A 23,338-nucleotide genomic window follows, 5' to 3' on the forward strand; every position below is an offset into this window, starting at 1 on the left:
TCTTACCAAGAGTAAAATACGCCCCTAGAGGCGAAAAAGCGTTGATTTAGTTGAGCAGTATTTGTATTTTCGCGGTTTCGCTTCTATCGTTTAGACAACAAAAAACAATAACTCTAAGAGCTTAAGCTCTAGACATGACCCGCCAAAAGGGGGAGAAATAATGATAAAAAGATCGCTCTTTGTGAAAAACAAAATCATGCTCGGTCTTAGTGCGGCTGTAATGGGAGCTGCCGCCACGTCAGTACACGCGGCCAGTTTTGAGGTTGGTGATTTCGAAATTACCTTCGACTCAACTTTTTCTTATGGTCAAAGCATTCGCGTTGAAGATCGTAACTTTGATTTCATCGGTAAAAGTAATCATCCACAGTTCGACTGGACAGGTTATAAAGCAACCACTGGTAATACGATCTATTCTTCGTCACAAATCTGGTCGCAACAGGGTGCCTATTCAAATAATGGTGATGCCGGTAACCTAAATTTTGACTCTGGAGATACTTTCTCTCAGCTGTTAAAAGGTACCCATGATTTAGCGATTACCAAAGATAACTATGGTTTATTCACTCGTTTCATGTATTTCTATGACTTTGCGATGGAAGATGGTGATTTTGCATATAGCAACCCTGTTTCAGGCAAAAAAGTTGACCCATGTGAAGACGATGATACCAGAAAACAAGTCTGTTCTGATTTACGTTTACTAGATGCGTTTGTATGGGCGGATTTTGACCTGAATGATGGTAAAAACCCGCTTTCTGTGCGTTTAGGTCAGCAAGTAGTTAACTGGGGTGAAAGTACACTGATTTCCCACGGTATTAACGTCAACCCAGTGGATATTGACCGTTTGAAAGCACCAGGCTCTGAAGTAAAAGAAGCCTTTATCCCTGTAGGTATGCTTTGGGCGTCGGTGGTGTTATCTGAGAATGTAAACCTAGAGGGCTTCTACCAATATCAATGGCATGAAACAAGGTTGCCAGCAACGGGTAGTTACTTCTCAACCAATGATTTTGCATCTGAAAATGGTTATATGCAAAATGTACAACTTGGTTTTACCTCAAACCCTGATATCGATCTGTATCACCTAACGGATGCGTTAAACAGCTTATATGCTGATGCAACGGCCGCATTGGTTGCTCAAGGCGTAGTACCAACAGCACAAGCTGTTGGCAGCGCTGCAGCGTCCATGTATATGGCTTATCCGACTAAAGTGGCGCTTAAAGGAAAAGGGAATAACGGTAAGAGCGAACCTGATGATGGTGGTCAGTACGGTTTACGCTTGGGTATTTTCTCTCCAGAGCTAAACGACACTGAATTTGGTTTGTATTACATTAATTACCACAGCCGTAGACCTCTGATTTCTGGTAAAGCATCTAATTTTACACAGCAAGCGATAATGGCGGATTTAGCTTACATCGCACAAAATCAAATTACTGCAGACAATGTCACTAACCTAAATGCCTTTACTCAAGCGCAAATTACCTACCCAGAAGACATCAAACTGTATGGCTTAAGTTTTAATACTGCGATTGGTGAAACCGCATTTGCTGGTGAAGTGGCATATAGACAAGATGAACCACTGCAGATAGATGACGTTGAACTACTTTACGCAGGTATGGTTGAGCAGTTGGCCGCTGCGGGTCTGCGTGATGATTTGGCTGGTTTATCTCAGCTTAGTCAAGGTGACGATATCGCTTATGTGGGTCCTGGTGAAGTCGCGCAAGGTTATATTTTGCGAGACACTATTCAAGCACAGTTTACTGCAACGCATTTGTTCGGACCATCGCTAGGCGCAGATAGCTGGGCAGTGGTTGGTGAAGTCGGTGCTGTTACCATCAAAGACATGCCAGAGTACGATGAGCTTCGTTTGAATGTTTCAGGTACTGGCCGAAGTGGCACGATTGAGGGGCTTTCTGGCCGAGATTACAATCTTATCCACCAAGCGGTTTCAAACGGTCCAGAGACCAACCCATTCCCATCGGCTTCTGCATGGGGCTATCGCCTTATTGCTAAGGGTGAGTATAACAATCTATTCAGTGGTGTGAATTTTTCTCCACGCGTAGTGTTCTCACATGATGTTAACGGTATCACCCCGGATCCTATGTTCTTGTTCATTGAGGATCGTAAATCGCTAGGCATTAATCTAAACTTTAACTACCTAAATTCGTGGTCATTTGATTTTGGCTATAACACGTTTTGGGGTGGTGGTAAGACGAATACCTTTGCGGACCGTGATTTCATCTCATTCAACATTAAGTATTCAATTTAAGGGCTTTCGATATGTTTAGAAAACCTACATTTATCGCAGCAACAATAATTACAATGCTGTCTGCCAGTAGCGCTATGGCGAAGATGAGCGCTGACGAAGTTGCACGTTTAGGTAAAGACTTGACGCCTATCGGTGCAGAGAAAGCGGGTAATGCTGATGGCAGTATTCCTGCTTGGAATGGTGGGATCACTGCGCCTCCAGCTGGTTATGAAGTGGGCATGCACCATCCAGATCCATTTGCTGATGACAAAGTATTGTTCACGATTGATAAATCAAATTTAGATAAATACAAGTCATTGTTAAGTCCTGGTCAAATTGCGTTATTTGAAACGTATCCAGAAACGTTCAAAATGAACATCTACCCAACTAGACGCAGCGCGTCTTATCCGCAGTTTGTGTATGATGCGACAAAGAAATACGCATCTACAGCAGAACTGATCGAAGGTGGTAACGGCATTAAAAATACTGCTATCGGTATTCCGTTTCCGGTGCCAAAAGATGGCTTAGAAGCTATCTGGAACCACCTATTGCGTTTCCGTGGCTTGTCGATTGCACGTTTCGGCGGTCAAGCGATGCCTACGGAGTCAGGGGCTTACAACATTATCGGTTTCGATGAGCAACTATTGGTTAAGTACTCTGCAACAGACGCAACCCCTGAAGCGTTGCAAGAGTCAAATATCCTATTTAAGTTTAAGCAGCAAGTGACTGAACCTGCTCGTCTTGCTGGAACTGCATTGCTTGTACATGAAACTATGGACCAAATTTTGACACCTCGTCAGGCTTGGACCTATAACGCAGGCCAGCGTCGTGTAAGACGTGCGCCAAACGTTGCATATGATGCACCAGGAACTGCGTCAGATAGCTTACGTACAACAGATGACTTTGATATGTTTAACGGCTCTCCAAACCGTTATGATTGGAAACTTGTTGGCAAAAAAGAGATGTATATCCCTTACAACAGTTACAAACTACATAGCGACAAGCTGAAGTATGATGATATTTTGATGGCCGGTCATATTAACCCAGAACATGTACGATATGAAAAGCACCGCGTATGGGTAGTTGAAGCTAACCTGAAAGAAGGTACTCGCCATATTTACAAAAAGCGTGTGTTCTATATTGATGAAGATAGCTGGCAAATCCACGTAACGGATATCTATGATAACCGTGACCAGATGTATCGCGTTGCGATGGCACATGGTCTTAATTACTACGAAGTGCCGACACATTGGAGTACGTTGGATGTCTATCATGATCTAAACTCTCGTCGCTACCTTGCGATTGGGTTAGATAACGAAGAAGACATGTACGACTTCAGTCAGTCTTTCAACGATAACGAGTTTACTCAGGGTGCTTTGCGCCGTGAGGGTCGCCGTTAATCAAATATTATCAGGCTGAAGCAACCTCGCTTCAGCCTTCTTCCTCCTTTCCTCTCACAACTCGAGTGTTTTCTCATGATGAAGAAGTTAGTAGCAGCCTCGATTTTAACTATGGCGCATGTAGCAGTAGCTGAAAGTAGTGATCAGATCTCAGCAGAATCAGCCCTGATGGTCGCTCACCCAGAGCAAACGCTTTTCACAGATATTACAGATAACGGTGATGCGTTAATTGCGGTAGGTAAACACGGCACAATAATTATTAAACAAGAAGGGCAAAAATGGATGCAGGCAGAGGTGCCAATTCAATCACTGTTAACCTCTGTAACATTCAAAGGTAAAGATATTGGTTGGGCTTGTGGCCACGACGCTAGCATAATCAAAACCACAGACGGTGGTAAAACATGGGCACTAAAACAATATCTCCCAACATTGGAAAAGCCTTGTCTTGATATTGAGTTTATTGACCAACAACACGGCTTTGCTGTGGGCGCTTATGGCATGTTTTTTGAGACCACTGATGGTGGTGAGTCTTGGACAAAACGTTTTATCAGTGAATTTGTTCACCCCGATGATGTCGACTACTTAGCCGATTTAAAAGAGCAAGACCCCGCGGCATACGAACAAGAAACGGCATTTATTCTTCCCCATTTTAATCGCCTGTTAATCGCCGAAGGCATGATGTATCTTGCCGGTGAAATGGGACTTGTGGCACAAAGTGATGACTTAGGAAAAACATGGCAAAAATTTGAGCCTTTTTATCGTGGTTCATTTTTTGCTGTTGATCAAACATCAGATAACCAACTTATTGTTGCAGGCCTTAGGGGCAACGCATTTATTGGCAATGCACAGCAAGTAGTGCAGCTTGATACTCAAAAAACGGCGACAATAAATAGTATTGCCCACAAAGATAATGTGACCTATATGTTTGCTAACAGCGGTGTAATATTCACGTTGAAAGCAGGTAAGCTAACCTCAAAACAACTAAAAAACGGCCACTCTATTTTAGCAGGCGTGGTTAAAAAGAATCAGCTAATTCTAGCGACGGAGCAGGGGATTGCTGAGGTAGAGGTGAAAAACTAATGCAAGCGTTTTTAAATCAATTGGTATACGCCATCTTTAGGCACCGTATTACCGTCGTGTCTTTTTTCGTACTGACGACGATATTTTTGGGTTTCAAAGCCACACAAATTCAGCTTGATGCGTCATTTAACAAAAATATTCCATTAAATCATGAATACATGAAAGTGTACTTGAAGCACGAAAAACAGTTTGGTGGTGCAAATAGTATTCTTATTTCTGTTTGTGATAAAGATGGTGACATCTTTAATGAGCCATTTTTCACTCAGCTAAAGGCTGTGCATGATCAGCTTTATTTTATCCCTGGTGTTAATCGTCCACTGGTGAATTCAATCTTTGCACCCAGTGCGAGATTCGTTGAGGTGGTAGAGGACGGCTTTGCCGGTGGACCTATTATTCCCGCTAATTTCCAACCTACTGAACAAGGCCTAGCGGTTGTAAAGCAGAACATCGAGAAAGCAAAAGTTGTGGGTCGTATGGTTGCAAGCGATTATTCTTGTGCCATGGTAACCGCCCAGTTAATGGAAACCGATCCGCAAACTCAAGAAAAGCTTGATACCTTAGCCTTTGCGCAAAAACTAGAGTCTGAGATCCGAGCGCCACTGAGCACTGATAACGTGAGCATACATATTATTGGCTTTGCGAAAATGGCCGGTGACATTGCTGATGGTGCAAAAGGTGTCGTGCTTTTCTTTGCGTTAGCAATTGCTTTTACTTTTATTATGGTTTGGATGTTTTGTAAGAGCTTTAAGCTTACGCTGCTCCCTATTGTTTGCTCATTTATTGCTGTGATTTGGCAGATGGGCTTACTTAGTACTTTGGGTTTTGGCGTTGACCCTATGTCTATTTTGGTGCCTTTCTTAGTGTTCGCTATTGGTGTGAGTCACGGTGTGCAAATGATCAACGCGATAGGTAAAAAAGTAGCGGAAGGGGTAAGCTGCAAAGTGGCTGCTGAAGCGAGCTTTAAAGCATTACTTATCCCAGGTGGCATTGCTCTACTTTCGGACACCGTTGGTTTCTTAACCTTACTGGCAATCGACATCGGCATTATTCGTGAACTTGCTATTACTGCCAGTTTAGGGGTTGCGGTTATTATCTTTACCAACTTGGTACTGCTTCCTGTGATGGCGTCCTTTTTTGAGTCTGCAAATATTAAGCGACTTGGTGATGGTAAAAACGCCAGCCATGGTATGTTTGAAGCAATGCGAGAGGCCTTGGTGAAAACCACAGACAAAAAAGTGGCCAGAGTGATTTTACTTATCAGTGCAGTACTATTCGCATTTGGCTACTGGCAATCTGAAAAAATGCGTATTGGTGATTTACATGCTGGTGCACCGGCGCTACATGAAGATGCCAGATACAACCAAGACACTTTCCTTATCTCAGATCGTTATGCCATTTCTTCTGATATCTTAAAGGTCATTGTAGAAGCGACACCTGCGGCTTGTACTGAGCACGATACAATGGAGCGTATTAGTCGTTTCCAATGGAGAGTAGAAAACTTACCGAGTGTACAATCGGCTGTTTCTTTAAGCTCCGTTGCACAAGCGGTTAATGCTGGGTACAACGAAGGTAACTTAAAGTGGCAGACGTTACCAAGAAATACCGCTTCTCTAGTTCAAGCTACCTCTCGAGTGGAGACAAGCTCAGGGCTACTTAACGGTGATTGTTCGGTGATGCCTATTATCATCTTTATGGCAGATCATAAGGCCGAATCTATCGACCATGTGATTGCGAAGATCAAAGCGTTCTCAGAAGAAGAGGGAACCGATGATGTTGCCTTTAAATTAGCATCAGGTCCAATCGGTGTGATGGCGGCAACAAATGAATCCGTTTCCGAGGCACAGGTTCCTATGATGATCTACGTGTACGGTGCGGTGATTCTGTTGTGCCTAGCGAGCTTTAGGAGCGTGCGAGCGACTATCGCAGTGGTACTACCTTTATATGTGGTATCAACGCTGGCACAGGCGCTTATGGTGCAGCTTGAAATCGGTTTAACGGTATCGACGCTACCGGTAATTGCTTTGGGTGTGGGAATAGGTGTCGATTACGGCATTTATATTCTATCCTCTATGATGGGACAGCTTAAGCAAGGTATGCCGTTGTCGGTTGCCTATCGAAATGCGCTTGCTGAACGAGGCAGTGCGGTACTGTTTACTGGTATCACATTGGCGATTGGCGTAAGCACATGGATTTTCTCTGCGCTTAAGTTCCAGGTTGATATGGGTATCCTTTTAACCTTCATGTTCTTGGTAAATATGCTGGGTGCTGTGCTGCTTTTACCGGCAATTGGAACGCTTATCTGGTCTGACCAGAAAAAATAATGTGAATAATTGTGCTCCTTTTTATTTGGTATTGGCGATTTATATCTATTTTTTGTGAATAGATGAGCAAACAGCTGAAAAGCTTGAAATGTTTTCGTCAAAAAGGCTGTTTATTAGCGTCAGAAAGGTTAGAATTTACCTGACTCCACGCTAATAAATGGCTGTACAAATAATCTACCGTTCAAAGGTGGTATAGATTAAGGAACACATAATGACACAAAATGAAGGCACAGCTTCTGTTATCCTAGATAACGTCTGCAAGCTTATCCATAAAAAAGTCCATGCTGACAAAGTGTCACTTGTCGAAACGTTTGCCAAAACCTTGTACAGCAATATGTCTAAAGAGGATTTGGCACATCGTAACGACAGTGACTTATACGGCGCAGCATTGAGCCTTTGGAATGCCCTTGATAAAAACAAGTCTGACGATGCCGTCATTCGCGTTTTTAATCCTGAGGTTGCAAAGGATGGATGGCAATCATCGCATACGATTGTCGAGATAATCGCTAAAGATATGCCGTTTTTGGTTGATTCAGTGCGCATGGCGATGAATCGCAAAAACATAGTCTCTCACCTATTACTTCATTCTCCACTTAAGTTACAAAGAAATGATGCTGGTGCAATCACCGCGGTTTCTAACTTAAAAGCAGAACAAGAATCTACGTCTACTAAGACCGTATTCTTTATCGAAATCGACAGGCAAACAGATGATTCGGTGATCGCTGATTTTACAGCTGAGCTTGAATCTGTCTTAAATGATGTTTCTGTTGCGGTTGCTGATTGGCTACCAATTCGCGATAAATTGGTGAGCGTAAGTAAAGAGCTGCCGACCCGTCATTATAGTTGTTCAAAAGAAGAAGTTGCTGAAGCCGTCGAGTTTTTAGACTGGCTGGTTAGCGACAACTTTACCTTTATGGGCTACCGCCAATATGATTTGACTCCAGTTCAAGGTGACTATGAACTGAAGCCAGTTGAAGGCACAAGTCTCGGACTAATGAAAAACTCAGGTGACGATCACAGCCGTTTATTGTCTGAACTGCCTGAAGTTGCGCGCAAAGAAGCACGCAGTAACAACTTGTTGATCTTAACCAAGACAAACTCACTTTCACGCGTTCATAGACCAGCATATATTGACTATGTTGGTATCAAGCGTTTTGATGATGAAGGTAATGTGATTGGTGAAGACCGTTTCATTGGTTTGTTCTCGTCTAGCTTCTACAACAACAGTGCGGTAGATGTTCCGGTACTTAAGAGTAAAATTAACCGTATCATGGAGCAATGTGACTTTGCTAAAGGCACACATGCATACAAGGCGGTACTCAATATTCTTGAAACCTACCCTCGTGATGAGTTAGTACAGGCACGCGAAAGCGAGCTACTTGAAGTGGCGATGGGCGTTCTACAAACTCAAGAGCGTGACATGTGTCGCCTATTTGTGCGTAAGGATGTGTATGGTCGTTTCTTCTCTTGCATGGTTTATGTGCCAAGAGAGCGATACAACACAGCGTTACGCCGTGAAACTCAACAGCTGCTAGGCCGTGCATTTAAGTCTAGCGACAAAGTAGAGTTCACCACCTTTTTCTCTGAATCAACACTTGCGCGTACGCATTATATCGTGCGTGTTGATGACAACAACATAGATTACAACGTGAAAGAAATCGAAAATAACTTGGTAGAAGCCGCTCGTACTTGGGAAGACAAGCTACAATCTGCACTTCTTGAAAGAACGGGTGAGTCTCGTGGTAACGAGTTAAACCGTAAATACACGAATGCCTTCCAGTCTGCTTACAAAGACCAAGTGTTGCCAAGCGCAGCAGTCGTAGACATTGAGAAGCTAGAACAACTAAACGATGACAACAAACTTGAGATGCTATTCTACAGACCTCAAGAAGAAGCAACGTCACAGCTTGTTCGTTTGAGCTTGTTCCATAAAGCAGAGCCTATTCACTTATCAGACGTGATGCCAATGCTTGAGAACTTTGGCCTGCGTGTTATTGGTGAAACACCATACGCGGTGAAGACGACTGACGGTCAAGTAAACTGGATCATGGATTTCTCTATGCTCATCGACAGCAAAGGGATCACTGATTTTGACAAAGTATCAGCACGTTTCCGTGCGGCATTGACCAATGTGTGGAATAACCGTCTAGAAAACGATGGTTTCAACCGCCTGGTGTTATTAGGTGGTCTAACTGGTCGTGAAGCATCTATCTTACGCGCATATGCTAAATACATGCGCCAAATTGGTGTGACGTTCTCGCAGTCTTACATCGAGAATACATTTGACCGTTACCCGCACATTGCAGCGATGATCGTTGATCTATTCGTGAAGAAGTTTGCACCGAAGAAAGTTGCCACTGAAAAGGCGCTTCAGAAGGTTGTTGATGCTATCTACTTAGAGCTTGAAAATGTAGCGAACTTAGATGATGACCGTATCATTCGTTTGTACGTTGATATGATCAATGCAACGCTGCGTACTAACTTCTATCAAAAAGAAGCTGATGGCACGAATAAGTCGTACACGTCATTCAAGATCCAGCCAAGCGCAGTGCCAGATATGCCATTGCCATTACCAGCGTTTGAAATCTTCGTTTACTCTCCACGCGTAGAAGGTGTTCACCTACGTGGTGGTAAAGTGGCTCGTGGTGGTCTACGTTGGTCAGACCGTCGTGAAGATTTCCGTACAGAAGTACTTGGCCTGGTTAAAGCACAGCAGGTTAAGAATACGGTTATCGTACCTGTAGGTTCTAAAGGCGGCTTTGTTTGTAAACAACTTCCAACTGAACGTGAAGCGTTCTTCAAAGAAGGCCAAGAGTGTTACAAGATCTTCATCCGTGGTCTACTAGACATCACAGATAACATCGTACATGGTGACATTGTGCCACCAGTGGATGTTGTACGTCACGACGAAGACGACCCATACCTAGTTGTTGCAGCGGACAAAGGGACTGCGACTTTCTCCGATATCGCAAATGGTATCGCTGAGTCTTATAACTTCTGGCTTGGTGACGCTTTCGCGTCAGGTGGTTCAGTTGGTTACGACCACAAGAAGATGGGTATTACTGCTAAAGGCGGTTGGGAATCGGTTAAGCGTCACTTCCGTGAAATGGACGTTGACTGTCAAACAACTGATTTCACAGCGGTTGGTATCGGTGACATGGGTGGTGACGTATTTGGTAACGGGATGCTGCTATCTAAGCACATTCGTTTACAAGCGGCATTCAACCACATGCACATCTTTATCGATCCAAACCCAGATGCGGCAAGCTCGTATGTAGAGCGTGAGCGTCTATTTAATCTGCCACGTTCAAGCTGGGAAGATTATAATAAGGATCTAATTTCTGAGGGCGGTGGTATTTTCTCTCGTGCAGCGAAAGCAATTACGCTAAGCGCTGAAATGAAGAAGATGATAGGCACTAAGAAGTCGAGCATGACACCAAACGAGTTGATCAAAGCATTGTTGAAGATGCCAGTTGATTTACTGTGGAATGGTGGTATCGGTACTTACATCAAGTCTAAATCTGAAACTGACGCTGAAGTAGGCGACCGTGCAAACGACGCGCTACGTATCAACGGTGGTGAGCTTGGTGCGAAGATCTTTGGTGAAGGTGGTAACTTAGGTGCTACTCAGCTAGGTCGTATCGAATTTGCTTCAAACGGCGGTCGTATCAACACTGACTTTATCGATAACGTAGGTGGTGTTGCTTGTTCGGATAATGAAGTTAATATCAAGATCCTACTTAACGGCCTAGTTGCTGAAGGTGAATTGACGAATAAGCAGCGTAACGAATTACTGTATTCAATGACTGATGAAGTATCAGAATTGGTACTGAAAGATTGTTACCGTCAAACGCACACGCTTTCGGTTACTAAGTCTAAAGGTCCAGCAACGCTGAAAGAGAAAGTACGCTTCATCCATGCACTCGAAAAAGACGGCAAGCTAAATCGTGCAATCGAATTCTTACCAACTGATGAAGAGCTAGCAGAGCGTGCGGCGGCAGGTAAAGACCTAACGCGTCCTGAGCTATCTGTATTGGTTTCTTACTCTAAGATGGTATTAAAAGAGACATTAGTTGTTGATGAGATCTCAGAAAATCCATACTACCGTCAGTTGTTAGTGAACTCGTTCCCAGCACCGCTGCGCGAGCGTTTCAACGCTGCGATGGATAATCACCCACTACGTAAAGAGATCATTGCAACGAAACTTGCAAACAATATCGTTAACGATATGGGTCTAAACTTCATGGTTCGTATGCACGAAGAGACAGGTGCAACGGATGCAGAAATTGCGGTTTGCTACTCAATTGCAAGTGCAATCTTTGAAATGAAGGAAACGTGGTCAGCGATTTCTGCGCTTGATAATAAGATCCCAGCGGCAGTTCAAACGGAAATGCTATATCAATTACGTCGTACGGTTCGCCGTGCAACGCGTTGGTTCTTGCGTCACCGTGACAAGTCTCAAACCATCGAGCAAACCATCGCGTTCTTTGCGCCAACATTTAAAGATTTAAGCGCAAATCTACACAACTACATGGTTGCGAATGAAAGCGAGCAGATCGTTGATAAAGCACGCGACCTTGAATCTCAAGGTGTACCAGCTGAGATTGCACTGCGCATCGTATCGCTTTCAAGCTTGTTCTCGGTCATGGACTTAGCGGAAGTTGCACATAGCTCAGGTCGTAAGATCGGTGTTGTGTCTAATACTTACTTCACACTTGGTGCAAACATGGGTCTACATTGGTTCCTTGACCAAATCACGGCTCAACCTGTTGCAAACCATTGGCAGGCGCTTGCTCGTGCTTCATATCGTGAAGAGCTTGATTGGCAACAACGTTCATTGTCAGAGGTTGTGTTAAACAGCTTTGCTGGTGATGACAATGATATCAATGAACAGATTGAACAGTGGATGGATAAGCAAGCAGGCTTACTACACCGTTGGCAGCAAATGCTAACTGAGTTTAAGACGTCGCAAAGTCATGACTTTGCTAAGTTCTCAGTTGCACTTCGTGAGCTAATGTTACTAAGCCACAACTGCGATACTTCCAAATAATCTAGAAATCGCTACAATACCCCAGCTTTGACTGGGGTATTTTTTTGTCTAATGCCATTGGCATAATCCATTTAGCTAAAGTTACGCTCGGGTAATTTTAGCTAAGTCGATTACGTTACCAATACTGAGGAGCTACCATGTTTTACGATCTTGCGCGTCGTTTTATGTTTAATAAAGATGCGGAGTGGGCACACGATTTTGCCCTAAGCAACCTGCGCCGCTTTGCGAATACGCCAATGAGCCTTGCATGGTCTCAATCAGTTCAAGACAAGCCGGTTAACTTTCTAGGTTTAGAGTTTAAAAATCCAGTCGGATTGGCCGCCGGTCTTGATAAAAATGCTGAGTGTATCGAAGCATTTGCGCAAATGGGTTTTGGTTTCATTGAAGTGGGAACTGTCACGCCGAGACCACAAGCGGGCAACGACAAGCCTCGGATCTTTCGTTTACCAGAGGCAAATGCGATTATTAATCGCATGGGGTTCAATAACAAGGGCGTCGATTACCTAGTCAACAATGTAAAAGCAGCAAAATACGATGGGATCCTTGGGATCAACATTGGCAAAAATAAAGATACACCGAATGAACAAGGTAAAGATGACTACATTCACTGTATGAGAAAAGTTTTTGAGCATGCCTCATACATCACTGTGAATATTTCTTCACCAAATACACCGGGTCTGAGAGATCTACAATATGGCGAAGCGCTAGATGATCTATTGCAAAGCCTAAAAAATGAACAGATGGATCTAATAGCCAAGCATAACAAGTCGGTGCCTATGTTGGTAAAGATCGCTCCAGATGTTGATGGCGTTCAGTTAACTCAGATCGCAGAATCGTTAGTTAATAATCGTATCGATGGTGTTATTGCAACTAATACAACATTAGCCCGTGATGCAGTAGAAAACCTAGCGCACGGTAATGAAGCCGGTGGTTTGTCTGGTAAACCTGTTCGTGAAAAATCGACGCATGTTGTCAGCGAGTTAAAGCGTATTACCGACGGTAAGCTACCAATCATCGGTGTAGGTGGTATTGACAGTGCGGAATCGGCAAAAGAGAAATTTTCAGCTGGTGCTGATTTAGTACAAGTGTATACAGGCTTTATTTATGAAGGGCCAGCGCTTGTTAAAAAGATCGTTTCGTCCTTATAAGGATCGGTCATATAACCAAATGATCCAAAACAAAACGTTATTATAAAAAATTTCATCATTGCGTTTTTCGCGTTATACTCCCACTTACTAGTTGAGCTAATTGGTTGGTGGGAGAGAAGTTTTGCAAGCTTCAAAAGAGTGGCAATGGATACGCTGCACAGAAAGGAACAGGTTGTTAATTGATTTGGGTGACGAGCTTCAGCTTTGCACGCCTTTTCGTTTGCGCCACCTTACTGAAGACTCAACCGTTAATCCCAATTTTAGTCTCAGCGAAGCTGAATTTTATCAGAGTGTATTTTCCTACCTATGCGGTTTTGGTGTTTGGAACGAGCCTAGATGCTGCCAAATCGCTTTAAATGCAACAGCAGCAAAATTTCACTTACAACCGATGCAAGCAAAAAGCTGGTTTTTTAAGCCATATTTTGGTGGTGAACCTGTGAGTGAGGCGGTTGTGTGTTTAAATTCCAAGTTAAGCAGCGGCGAGTTTCTAATTATCGAGCATGATGGTCAATCAAGTCTTTGTTTAAGCCTGAACGAGCAATTTATTCTTGATGAGGGAATAGAGCTTGAACAATTTCAAGCGATAAAAGTACTAAACGACCGGTTAGCGCCTCTTGTGTTAACACACCGAGTTCATCAAAGCGCATAGCCAAGTTCATCCCATCGTTTTATTGACCAGCAATTATTTCCTGTATTAACCTGTACCTAATTTGTGTTGTTTGCAGTTTAAGGGAACGAAATGCACTGCCTTTGCGATAAAACGTTAAAACTAATTTATGCCGACGCTGAAGGACATTGTGGTTATCAATGTCAGTCATGTGGTGCGATTTGGCTGCCGCGCAAATTTGTCCAGTCTATTAAACATACTTATCACTTTAGTTATACCGACTTTATTGCAAACCGGACACCAGTTGAGCGTGAAGTTTCGCAATTATGTCCTGATGATGGTCATACACTTAAAGGCTATACGCTTTTTGAGGCTAATTTTAGTGAGTGCGCTGGCTGTGGTGGCGTGTGGTTTGAAAAAGGCGAGCTCCATAACTTACTACAAAATTACCAACGAATGAGTTCGGAGATGAGCACACTAGATAGATTAGATTTTCTAAACATTCTTGATTTTTTATCGTAATTTATCCTCATACAACCAAGCTCAACTAATAACTAACGATAACTTGTGTGTTATACTGCGCCCAGTTGAAATTTAAGGGTATTCAAATTGCAATTTATCGCATTGACATCTATTGGTGTAGAGCAGTTACTGGTTGAAGAATTAACCGAGTTTGGTTTTGAAATAAACAAGCAAACCGTTGGTTCAGTTAAGTTCACAGGCGCTAATCTAGACGTACAAAAGTTCTGTATGATGACACGATTTGCAACGCGCGTGATGTTGCTTATCGATGACAAACCAGAAGTGAATGACAAAGATTCTCTCTACAAGTTTGTTCGTTTTCAGGCATGGCAAGATTGGTTTAGTCCAAAGCAGACCTTTGCAGTAGAGTTTAATGGTACGAATAATGCGCTTAAAAATACGCAATTCTCTGGTCTGGTTGTTAAGGATGGGATCGTTGACTACTTCAACGACTTGTTTGAGCAACGTCCAGATGTTGACAAACAGACACCAGATATTCGCATCATAGCGAAATTATCTAAGCAAGGCTGTGCGCTATATATAGATTTCTCGGGACCTCGCTTATCTGATAGAGGCTATCGTGACAAACAAGGTAAAGCACCAATTCGTGAACATTTAGCGGCAGCGCTTGTTAAACGTAGCGGCTGGCTTGAAGATACTAATAAGCCGCTTTTTGACCCCTGCTGTGGTTCTGGCACGTTATTGATTGAAGCGGCTTCTATGGCGCTTGGTTTACCTACTAATCTTAATAAAGATTTTGCCTTTAAGCGCCTGCCGAGTTTTCGTGAAAGTAAGTTCACCGAGCTTAAAGCACAATTAAATGTACAACCAGAGCAAAAGAGCTTATGGCTGATCGGTAGTGATATCGATGAACGTGTGTTGTCAATCGCTGAGCGTAATGCCAAGCGCGCAGGCGTTGAGTCACATATTAAGTTTAAGTTTGAAGACGCCAATCAGCTTAGCCTTGCTGCTAAACGTCCCGGCACTGTGCTGAGTAACTTGCCTTATGGTGAACGTCTAGGTGGTATGGCCGAAATTATTACGCTCTATCGCAATATGGGGATCGCCTTTAAGAAGCACTATAAAGACTGGAATTTGGCGTTACTTGCAAGTGAAGAAAGCCTGTTAAAAGTGCTAAAACTAGCGCGTAAAAAGTCTTATAAATTCAAAAATGGCCCGCTCGACGTGCTGCTTAACTTGTATGAAATGAATGAAATGCAGGTACAGCAAAATAAACAGAGCAGCGGTCTTAATTTTGAAGGCTCGACTGCGTTTGGCAACCGTTTGAAGAAAAACCTGCAAGGCTTGAAATCTTGGCTGAAAAAAGAAGACGTCAACGCGTATCGTGTTTATGACGCGGATATTCCTGAGTACAATGTTGCGGTTGATGTATATAACGACAATGCAGTCATCTTTGAATACAAAGCGCCAAAAGAAATTGACGATAGCGTTGCGCAAAAACGTTTGCAAGATGTGATCACACTTACCGCCGAGCAGCTGAATATCGACCCGCTAAACATCGCGGTAAAAGTAAGAAAACGCCAAAAAGGCCAAGAGCAATATAAGGCTCTAGACAAGCAAAACCGCACTGAGGTAGTAGAAGAGTACGGTGCTAAGTTTAAGGTTAACCTATTTGATTATCTAGATACTGGTTTATTCCTTGACCACCGTTTAGCCCGCAAGTTTATTCAGCAACATTCGAAAGATAAACGCGTGTTAAATCTATTTGCATACACAGGTAGTGCTTCGGTGCACGCCGCAGTTGGCGGTGCTAAGTCTGTTACCACAGTAGATATGTCAAAGACCTATCTAAAATGGGCTGAAGAAAACTTTGAGCTAAATGGTTTGAAGAATCCACGTTTCAGATTTGAGCAAGCGGATTGCTTAAAATGGCTTGAAAGAGCCGTTGGTCAATATGATCTCATTTTCTTAGACCCACCAACATTCTCTAACTCTAAACGTATGTCTGACGCATTTGACGTGCAAAGAGATCATTTAAAACTATTTGGTTGGGTAAAGAAAATATTAGCACCGAATGGTGTACTGCTGTTTTCTAACAACAAACGCGGTTTTAAAATCGATGAAATGGGACTTGCGGCACTTGGCCTAACTGCTGAAGAATACTCATCGCAAACCTTGTCTTTGGACTTTAAACGTAACAAGCAAATTCACAATAGCTGGTTGATCCGTCATGATTAAATGTACCTTATTCCACACCGATGGTTGTCATCTTTGTGAAGAAGCATTGGCGATGTTAATTCAATTTTTGCCTGAGGCCGAAATTGAACTCGTTGATATCGTCGATAGTGAAGAAACGATGACGGAATATCAATATAGAATTCCAGTGATTAAAAAAGGCGAGACAGGTCAGGAACTTGGCTGGCCTTTTACCCAACAACAACTACAAGAATTTATAGAATAATATGGATCTCATTCGAATTGCTAAAGCCCAACTGGCTTTTGGTTCACACCCTATACTTGACCAAGCTGATGCCGTTATTGAATCAGGTGAGCGCGTTTGTATTGTGGGCCGAAACGGTGCCGGTAAATCAACGTTACTGAAAGTGCTTGATGATCAAGTTCAACTTGATGATGGTGAAATCAACCGTGTTGGTGGATTAAAAGTTTCAAGGCTAGAACAAGACCCACCAAAGGGCGCAAATGGCTCGGTCTTTGATTATGTTGCGAACGGTTTGCCTGATGTCGCTGAGCTGCTCATTGAATTTCATGAAGTCAGTGAAAAACTACAAACCAGCCAGTCAGATAAGCTAATGACCTCGCTTGAGCGCCTGACTCAGCGATTGGAAAGCGAAGATGCGTGGCGCTTTGAGTCAAGGATCAAGCAAGTGCTAAGCCAGTTGCAATTAGATGCGAATATGCGCCTAGAAGAGCTTTCCGGTGGCTGGCTACGCAAAGTCGCGCTGGCCAAAGCGTTGGTGAGCGACCCAGACTTACTGTTACTCGACGAGCCGACTAACCACCTTGATATGCAAAGTGTTATCTGGCTTGAGCAATTCCTAAAAGAGTTTAAAGGGGGGATCGTGTTTATCTCTCACGACCGTGCCTTTATACGCGCAATGGCGACTCGAATTTTAGATTTAGACCGTGGCAAGTTGGTTTCATACCCTGGAGATTATGCGCAATATCTAGAACAAAAAGCCCATGATTTAAAAGTGGAAGAGCAACAGAATGCCTTGTTTGATAAAAAGCTTGCCGAAGAAGAAACTTGGATAAGGCAGGGGATCAAGGCCCGTAGAACCCGTAACGAAGGTCGTGTGCGAGCACTAAAAGCACTTCGTGTTGAGCGCAAGCAACGCATCGAGCAACAAGGTAAGACAGACTTCAACATCGAGACGGCGGATCGTTCCGGTAAGCTGGTCTTTGAAGCGAAACATTTAGATAAAGCATTCCAAGAAAAATGTATTGTGAAGGACTTTTCAACGCTGGTGATGCGTGGCGACCGTATTGGCTTGGTCGGTCCTAATGGCGCGGGTAAAACTACGCTGTTAAAAATGCTTTTTGGTGATATTAAACCTGACGCAGGCAGCGTAAAACAAGGCGTGAATCTGGAAGTTGCGTACTTCGACCAATACCGTGAAAAGTTGGATGAAGAAGCAACTGTGCAGGATAATGTCGCAGAAGGTAAGCAAGAAGTAATGATGGGCGGCCGCTCGCGTCATGTGCTTGGCTATCTGCAAGACTTTTTATTTCCGCCTGCGAGAGCTCGAACGCCTGTAAAGGCATTATCAGGCGGTGAAAAAAACCGCTTATTGCTAGCAAAGCTCTTCCTTAAGCCTTCAAATATTATTGTGCTGGACGAGCCGACCAATGACTTGGATATTGAGACGCTTGAGTTACTTGAAGAAATCTTAAACCAATACCAAGGCACGGTGCTAGTCGTTAGCCACGACCGAGAGTTTATCGATAATACCTGTGGCAGTGTATGGGCATTCGAAGGCGAAGGCCTAGTGACGGAAATTGTTGGCGGCTATAGTGATTTTGAGCTGTATCAGCAAAGAAGAGAGCAGCAAAAGAAAGAAGCACAAAAGGTTCATCAAGAAAAGCAGCAACAAGCCGAGACTAAAAAGGCAGCTGCGCCTGCTCGTTCAAATAAGCTGAGTTACAAATTAAAACTTGAATTAGAGTCGTTGCCCAGTAAAGTAGAGGAACTTGAAGAGGCAGTGAACAAACAACAAGCACTGGTCAGCGATCCAGACTTCTTTAAACAAGACCAAGAAACGACCCACAAGGCATTGAACCATTTGACTGAGCTAGAGTCGAAGCTGGAAGCCGCGTTTGAACGCTGGGAAGAACTAGAAGCATTACAGAATCAGCAGTAAGGATTAAAATGAAATTTAAACTTTTAGCCGCGAGTGTCGCCGTAGCCCTTTCACAACAGGCGGCCGCTGCCACCTATCAGTTAACTGAATTACCAAGACATGATAATAGTAAGTATAGCTACGTGTCGGATGCCAACGAAGCAGGAGACGTGATTGGTCACGCTTCCAATTTATTTGGTGTAAAGATTGATGTATCGTATATCGACTTCGATGATTCAGCACTCAAAAATTATTACGACAGTACAAAAAAGCAGTACGAGCTGATCGAAGAAGAAATCACTTTCACACTTGAAGATATTCAAAATAATGATGCAGCTAATACGAATGCTCAAGCTCACGCTTTTATACTGTCTTATGTTATGAATTCAAGTAGAGTAGTTAGCCAAGAGTATCAAAGAATTGAAAGAGCAATTTCTTTGACATATAACAACAATACTGCAGAAGAGTTTGTGGTATTTGATGAACAATCTCCTGATTACGAAGGACTAACGCGCTCAGTCACTAACTATCTTACAAGCATCGCAGAAGACGGTACAATAGTGGGCTGGGGTTCTGCACCTTTTAAAAAGATAACTTTTACTCCTGAGGGTGAAACAGAAGAAGAAACTTATTTTGTACGTGATTGGCGAAATAAAGGTATTTTAGTTACACCAGCTGGAGAGAAAATTAGGTTAGAGCCTGCCTTTACAGAATACGGCGGCCTTTCTCTTGCCACTGATATCAAACAAACTGCTGATGGCGGCTATATTATTGTGGGACAAAGTTCGACTTCGTTATCGCAAAGAGCCACAGAAAATATAGAAGACAGTTGTGATGGTGTAGATGAGCCAGTCGATGTGTGTATTCAAAGATTGACGTCGCCATATCATACTAGAGCCTACAAGTGGACGTTTGATAACGATTTTAACTTAGTTAGTGCAACCGACCTAGGACTTGGTTTTACACCAGATGAAGATGATGAACGAGCCTATTCAAGCATGGCTGTGGCAACTAATGGGACGGGATTAACAGTTGGTTATTCTCGTGCACGTCGTCAAAGTAACGATGATCTTCTACCTTACGAACAAGCTGTGTACTTTACTAACAATGAAATTAAGCGCATTAAAGAGGTTGAGAGCTTTATCGAATATAGTCAAGCGGTAGATGTGAACGACAATGGCACGATTGTTGGTGTGTTTGGACGTTTTACTGGTGGCTCAAGAGATTATGACTCAACAGGTTTTTATTTTAATGCGAATACCGCAGAGTTCAAAGAAATGCCTGCATACTTCGAGGGGTCGGCGACAGCAATCACAGATATTAACAATAATGGCTTTGTTGTAGGCCAAGGTGTTACAGAAAAGAGTGGTTCTAACCGTCGTCGCGAAGCGTTTTTATATGAAATTGGTGCAGAAAAACTCGTTAATATAAACTCACTTCTTCCTTGTAAGAATGATTCTTTCCCATACACTATTGCAGAAGCTGTGAAGATCACTGATGACAACAAGATCTATGCGATTGCGACCAAAACGGTTGAAAGACGCAATACACTTGGTGAAATTGAGAAGGACAGCAAAGGTGAGACTGAGTATGAGTCGGTAAGCTTACCGGTTCTACTTACGCCAATTTCTGGTGAACCTGAAAGCTGCAGACCACCTGAAGCAGAAACATATGAGCGTCAATCTGCAAGTTGGTCTTGGCTGAGTTTACTCGCGTTACCACTAGTGGCGCTGAGAAGACGTCGTAAAGCCTAAAGTACAATTTATACGATAAAAAAGCCCGCAAGGGCTTTTTTTGTGTTTGAAAGAAATATTCGCAAATTCAATTCGATATTTAATTCAACCGGTACAAATCTTAACTATACTGGTATTAGCCTTGGCCGCGGCTTTGCCACGCTTTATTTACTGAACGTCGCCATAGGTAATCTATACCGAAAAAGCCGAGAATGGCGGCAAGTGTTGCGCAGATCAAAGAGCCGACGATAAATGCAGGCCCAATCGTTGTTAGGCTCTGTGCAAGCCATTCCCAACTCGCCTCAAAATGGAATGGCTGTTGTTCTTGGCCAAGGGCAAATACACCGACTAAGTATGAGCAATAAAATATTGGCGGCATCGTGAGTGGATTGGTGATCCACACGAGAGCAATAGACAAAGGCAAGTTGACGCGAAATGGAATCGCAAGTGCTGCTGCCAATACCATTTGAAAAGGAACAGGGATGAATGCGAAAAATAACCCCACCGAGAATGCGCCACGTGCTGAGCGCCGGTTTAAATGCCAGAGGTTGGCATCATGCAGTAACTTACCAAAGATTTTTAATGATTTCTGTTGTTTGATTTTATTATGATCAGGTAAAAAGCGTTGAATCGTTTTTTTCGCCATTTGCAGCTGCCATCTACTTGGGTTCTGATATGTTTTGGAATAATTTTGGGTTGCTTCAGTGCGGTATTTCTTCTCGACAATTGGCGATTAGCCGCAATAAGCATATTCCTCTACTTCATGGGCCGCTATTCTAAGCTTTTTTGTCCTATATTGGCAGGATTTATTTTAGGGATTTCTATTGTTCTAAGTCATTACTTTGTTTTTTATCAACTAAAAATACCAGATATGTGGCAATCGCAACTTGTTACTGCTTCGGGTAAAGTTATTGAGGTTGATAATTCTGTGATTGGTGAAGCGTTAACGGTACAGCTAGAGCAAGTTGATGGCTATCAGTTTGCGCGTTGGCGTACTGTAAATGCAAAGCTTTATCGTGATTCATCAACGCCTATGTTGCGTGTCGGTGACCACATTGAATTTACGGTAAAACTTAAGCGTTATCGTAGCCGAGTTAATATCGGACTTTTTAACGCTGAATTGCATGCGTTTAGAAAGCATATGTATTTCAAGGGCAGTATCAAAACAATCAATTCGGTAGTGAAGGACACTACGTGGCGAGATAATTACCGCTTATTCATAGATAAAAAGCTCAATGGGCTCAGCTATGCTTGGTTGTATTATATTTTATTAACTGGCGATACGAGCAAAGTCGACTTCGAAAACAAAACACAATTTAGAAGTCTTGGCTTGAGCCATCTGTTAGCGATTTCAGGGCTTCATATCGGGATGGTATTTGCCATCGCATTTTTGCTAATAAAAGTCGTGCTGCATTGTACCCCGGTAATAATCTCCCAAGCAGCCAACTTGCATCAGTGGTGTTTAGTTTTTGCGTTACTGTTGTGTTTTAGTTATGTCGTTCTTTGTGGCTATAGCGTATCGGCGACTCGAGCTTTGATCATGGCAATGGTGTGGGTTGCATGTTACCTCTTTGCTGTGCGACTTAAAGCACTTCAGGTGCTAACGGTTGCGTTGACAATCGTCTTGATGGTAGATCCGTTTTCACTACTCAACCCTGGTTTATATTATTCCTTTTTTGCGGTTGCGATTATCGTAACGTTAGTAACAAAAGTCGGCCGAGGTTTAGGTGCAAAGCTGCTTGCTTTAATCAAGTTGCAGTTTGCGTTATTTATCTGCTTATTACCGCTTAATCTGTATTTTTTTTCCGGTGCGAGTATCATTTCATTGGTTGCGAACATCATGGTGATCCCGTTGATTTCTGTTGTGGTATTTCCGCTACTCCTGCTTCATGTTACTGCGCTGCACGCTATTGGTTGGCAATTTCCACTTCATTTAGTTGATAATGGACTACTGGTTCTATTTGAGCTGTTGCAAAACTCTCCAGTAAGTTGGGTAGATATACCCAGCGTTTCGTCCGTGTTTCTCATAACCAGCTACTTAAGTGTTTTGCTGCTGCTTTTGTTCAGAAATTATTTTGGTTTATTACCCATATTGTTTTTCTTTGTTCAATATCAGTTTCGGGTTTCTCCGCTATGGCAAATCGATGTCTTTGATGTCGGTCACGGAACGGCAGTGTTAGTTTCTCGTAACAACAAAGGGCTGCTCTATGATGTGGGGGCCAAGTATTTTGGCTATTTTTCGATGTTTGAGTTTGTGATAAAACCCTATCTTTTGAATAATCGAATTACGCTACAAGATACCATCATTAGCCATAACGATGGTGACCATAATGGTGGTGTTGACGACCTTATTACCTATGACGGGGGGAAATCCTTGCAGCGCTTTCACCCAGCCAGTGCTGCTGATAGTTGTGAGCTCGGAAAACATCAATTTCAAGGACTAGACGTATCTGTGATCTGGCCTCAAGAAATGTCGAACAATGACAATAATAATTCTTGTGTGGTTCGTATCTCAGATAGGCGTTTTACGTTTTTATTACCAGGAGATATCGAAAAGACCACGGAAACTAAGCTGCTTAATCTAGAAAAAGAAGTACTTAAGGCCGATATATTACTGGTTCCGCACCATGGCAGTGGCAGCTCTTCGAGCGAGCAGTTTATTCAAGCGGTTGACCCAGATATTGCGATATTTTCTCGTGCCTTTTATTCGCCTTGGAAAATTCCCAATGAGAAAGTGATTGAAAGATACCAAAGAGTAGGGAGCACACTATTGGATACCGCCTTAGATGGCCATATAAAGATCTCAATTTATGCTCAAGAAATTAAAGTTGAACGAGCTCGGGAAGTGGAAAATTACTGGTTTCTCAGATAATCCATTCAGTTTTAACGATTTGAAAGTTACAATAATGCCATATAGAA

14 protein-coding genes are annotated in these 23,338 nt (G+C 42.9%); 13 read left to right on the forward strand and 1 reads right to left on the reverse strand.

Going from position 1 to position 23,338, the window contains the following annotated elements; genetic code table 11:
* Positions 1-160: 160 nt before the first annotated feature.
* From A587_RS0117895 to A587_RS0117950, 12 genes are all read left to right on the forward strand, one after another.
* Positions 161-2,260: a DUF1302 domain-containing protein gene (locus A587_RS0117895; RefSeq protein ID WP_017218690.1), complete on the forward strand. Its 2,100-nt coding sequence runs from the start codon at positions 161-163 to the stop codon at positions 2,258-2,260.
* Between the two features lie 11 nt (positions 2,261-2,271).
* Positions 2,272-3,639, forward strand: coding sequence for a DUF1329 domain-containing protein (locus A587_RS0117900; protein WP_017218691.1), 1,368 nt, complete (start codon positions 2,272-2,274; stop codon positions 3,637-3,639).
* A 78-nt stretch (positions 3,640-3,717) separates the two neighbouring features.
* Positions 3,718-4,719, forward strand: a complete 1,002-nt coding sequence (locus A587_RS0117905) for a WD40/YVTN/BNR-like repeat-containing protein (protein ID WP_026001047.1) — start codon at positions 3,718-3,720, stop codon at positions 4,717-4,719.
* The gene (locus A587_RS0117910; RefSeq protein WP_017218693.1) at positions 4,719-7,040 is read left to right on the forward strand and encodes an efflux RND transporter permease subunit; all 2,322 of its coding nucleotides are present in this window, start codon (positions 4,719-4,721) and stop codon (positions 7,038-7,040) included. The genes A587_RS0117905 and A587_RS0117910 overlap by 1 nt, the downstream gene beginning before the upstream one ends.
* Before the next feature lie 211 nt (positions 7,041-7,251).
* Positions 7,252-12,090, forward strand: coding sequence for an NAD-glutamate dehydrogenase (locus A587_RS0117915; RefSeq protein WP_017218694.1), 4,839 nt, complete (start codon positions 7,252-7,254; stop codon positions 12,088-12,090).
* Positions 12,091-12,227: 137 nt separating this feature from the next.
* On the forward strand, positions 12,228-13,238 hold the full coding sequence (gene pyrD, locus A587_RS0117920) for a quinone-dependent dihydroorotate dehydrogenase (RefSeq protein ID WP_017218695.1): 1,011 nt from the start codon (positions 12,228-12,230) through the stop codon (positions 13,236-13,238).
* Positions 13,239-13,359: 121 nt separating this feature from the next.
* Positions 13,360-13,887: a cell division protein ZapC domain-containing protein gene (locus tag A587_RS0117925; protein WP_083838456.1), complete on the forward strand. Its 528-nt coding sequence runs from the start codon at positions 13,360-13,362 to the stop codon at positions 13,885-13,887.
* Positions 13,888-13,977: 90 nt separating this feature from the next.
* Positions 13,978-14,367 carry a zf-TFIIB domain-containing protein gene (locus A587_RS0117930; RefSeq protein ID WP_017218697.1) on the forward strand — a complete coding sequence of 130 codons (390 nt, stop codon included), beginning with the start codon at positions 13,978-13,980 and terminating at the stop codon, positions 14,365-14,367.
* An 87-nt stretch (positions 14,368-14,454) separates the two neighbouring features.
* Positions 14,455-16,566 (forward strand): bifunctional 23S rRNA (guanine(2069)-N(7))-methyltransferase RlmK/23S rRNA (guanine(2445)-N(2))-methyltransferase RlmL, encoded by a 2,112-nt coding sequence (rlmKL, locus tag A587_RS0117935; RefSeq protein ID WP_017218698.1) that lies wholly within the window; start codon positions 14,455-14,457, stop codon positions 16,564-16,566.
* Complete coding sequence (locus tag A587_RS0117940) at positions 16,559-16,789, forward strand: glutaredoxin family protein (protein WP_010371514.1); 231 nt, start codon at positions 16,559-16,561, stop codon at positions 16,787-16,789. The genes rlmKL and A587_RS0117940 overlap by 8 nt, the downstream gene beginning before the upstream one ends.
* A 1-nt stretch (position 16,790) precedes the next feature.
* Positions 16,791-18,707, forward strand: a complete 1,917-nt coding sequence (uup, locus tag A587_RS0117945; RefSeq protein ID WP_010371512.1) for an ATP-binding cassette ATPase Uup — start codon at positions 16,791-16,793, stop codon at positions 18,705-18,707.
* An 8-nt stretch (positions 18,708-18,715) separates the two neighbouring features.
* Entirely contained in the window at positions 18,716-20,440 is a 1,725-nt protein-coding gene (locus A587_RS0117950) for a DUF3466 family protein (RefSeq protein WP_017218699.1), read from the forward strand.
* A 115-nt stretch (positions 20,441-20,555) separates the two neighbouring features.
* Here A587_RS0117950 and A587_RS0117955 read toward each other — a convergent pair whose 3' ends face one another.
* A complete protein-coding gene (locus tag A587_RS0117955) occupies positions 20,556-21,065 on the reverse strand; it encodes a DUF2062 domain-containing protein (protein ID WP_017218700.1) in 510 nt (169 codons plus the stop codon).
* Here A587_RS0117955 and A587_RS0117960 point away from each other — a divergent pair, their 5' ends adjacent.
* Positions 21,066-23,291: a DNA internalization-related competence protein ComEC/Rec2 gene (locus A587_RS0117960; RefSeq protein ID WP_269744847.1), complete on the forward strand. Its 2,226-nt coding sequence runs from the start codon at positions 21,066-21,068 to the stop codon at positions 23,289-23,291. It begins immediately after the preceding gene.
* Positions 23,292-23,338: the final 47 nt, after the last annotated feature.

Source organism: Pseudoalteromonas sp. NJ631, from assembly GCF_000276645.1.
GTDB lineage: Bacteria > Pseudomonadota > Gammaproteobacteria > Enterobacterales > Alteromonadaceae > Pseudoalteromonas > Pseudoalteromonas piscicida.

Bases quoted from the DNA above. Each gene is read 5' to 3' on its own strand.
- A587_RS0117895 (WP_017218690.1), top strand. From the start codon at position 161: ATGATAAAAAGATCGCTCTTTGTGAAAAACAAAATCATGCTCGGTCTT.
- A587_RS0117900 (WP_017218691.1), top strand. From the start codon at position 2,272: ATGTTTAGAAAACCTACATTTATCGCAGCAACAATAATTACAATGCTG.
- A587_RS0117905 (WP_026001047.1), top strand. From the start codon at position 3,718: ATGAAGAAGTTAGTAGCAGCCTCGATTTTAACTATGGCGCATGTAGCA.
- A587_RS0117910 (WP_017218693.1), top strand. From the start codon at position 4,719: ATGCAAGCGTTTTTAAATCAATTGGTATACGCCATCTTTAGGCACCGT.
- A587_RS0117915 (WP_017218694.1), top strand. From the start codon at position 7,252: ATGACACAAAATGAAGGCACAGCTTCTGTTATCCTAGATAACGTCTGC.
- pyrD (WP_017218695.1), top strand. From the start codon at position 12,228: ATGTTTTACGATCTTGCGCGTCGTTTTATGTTTAATAAAGATGCGGAG.
- A587_RS0117930 (WP_017218697.1), top strand. From the start codon at position 13,978: ATGCACTGCCTTTGCGATAAAACGTTAAAACTAATTTATGCCGACGCT.
- A587_RS0117940 (WP_010371514.1), top strand. From the start codon at position 16,559: ATGATTAAATGTACCTTATTCCACACCGATGGTTGTCATCTTTGTGAA.
- uup (WP_010371512.1), top strand. From the start codon at position 16,791: ATGGATCTCATTCGAATTGCTAAAGCCCAACTGGCTTTTGGTTCACAC.
- A587_RS0117950 (WP_017218699.1), top strand. From the start codon at position 18,716: ATGAAATTTAAACTTTTAGCCGCGAGTGTCGCCGTAGCCCTTTCACAA.
- A587_RS0117955 (WP_017218700.1), bottom strand. From the start codon at position 21,065: ATGGCGAAAAAAACGATTCAACGCTTTTTACCTGATCATAATAAAATC.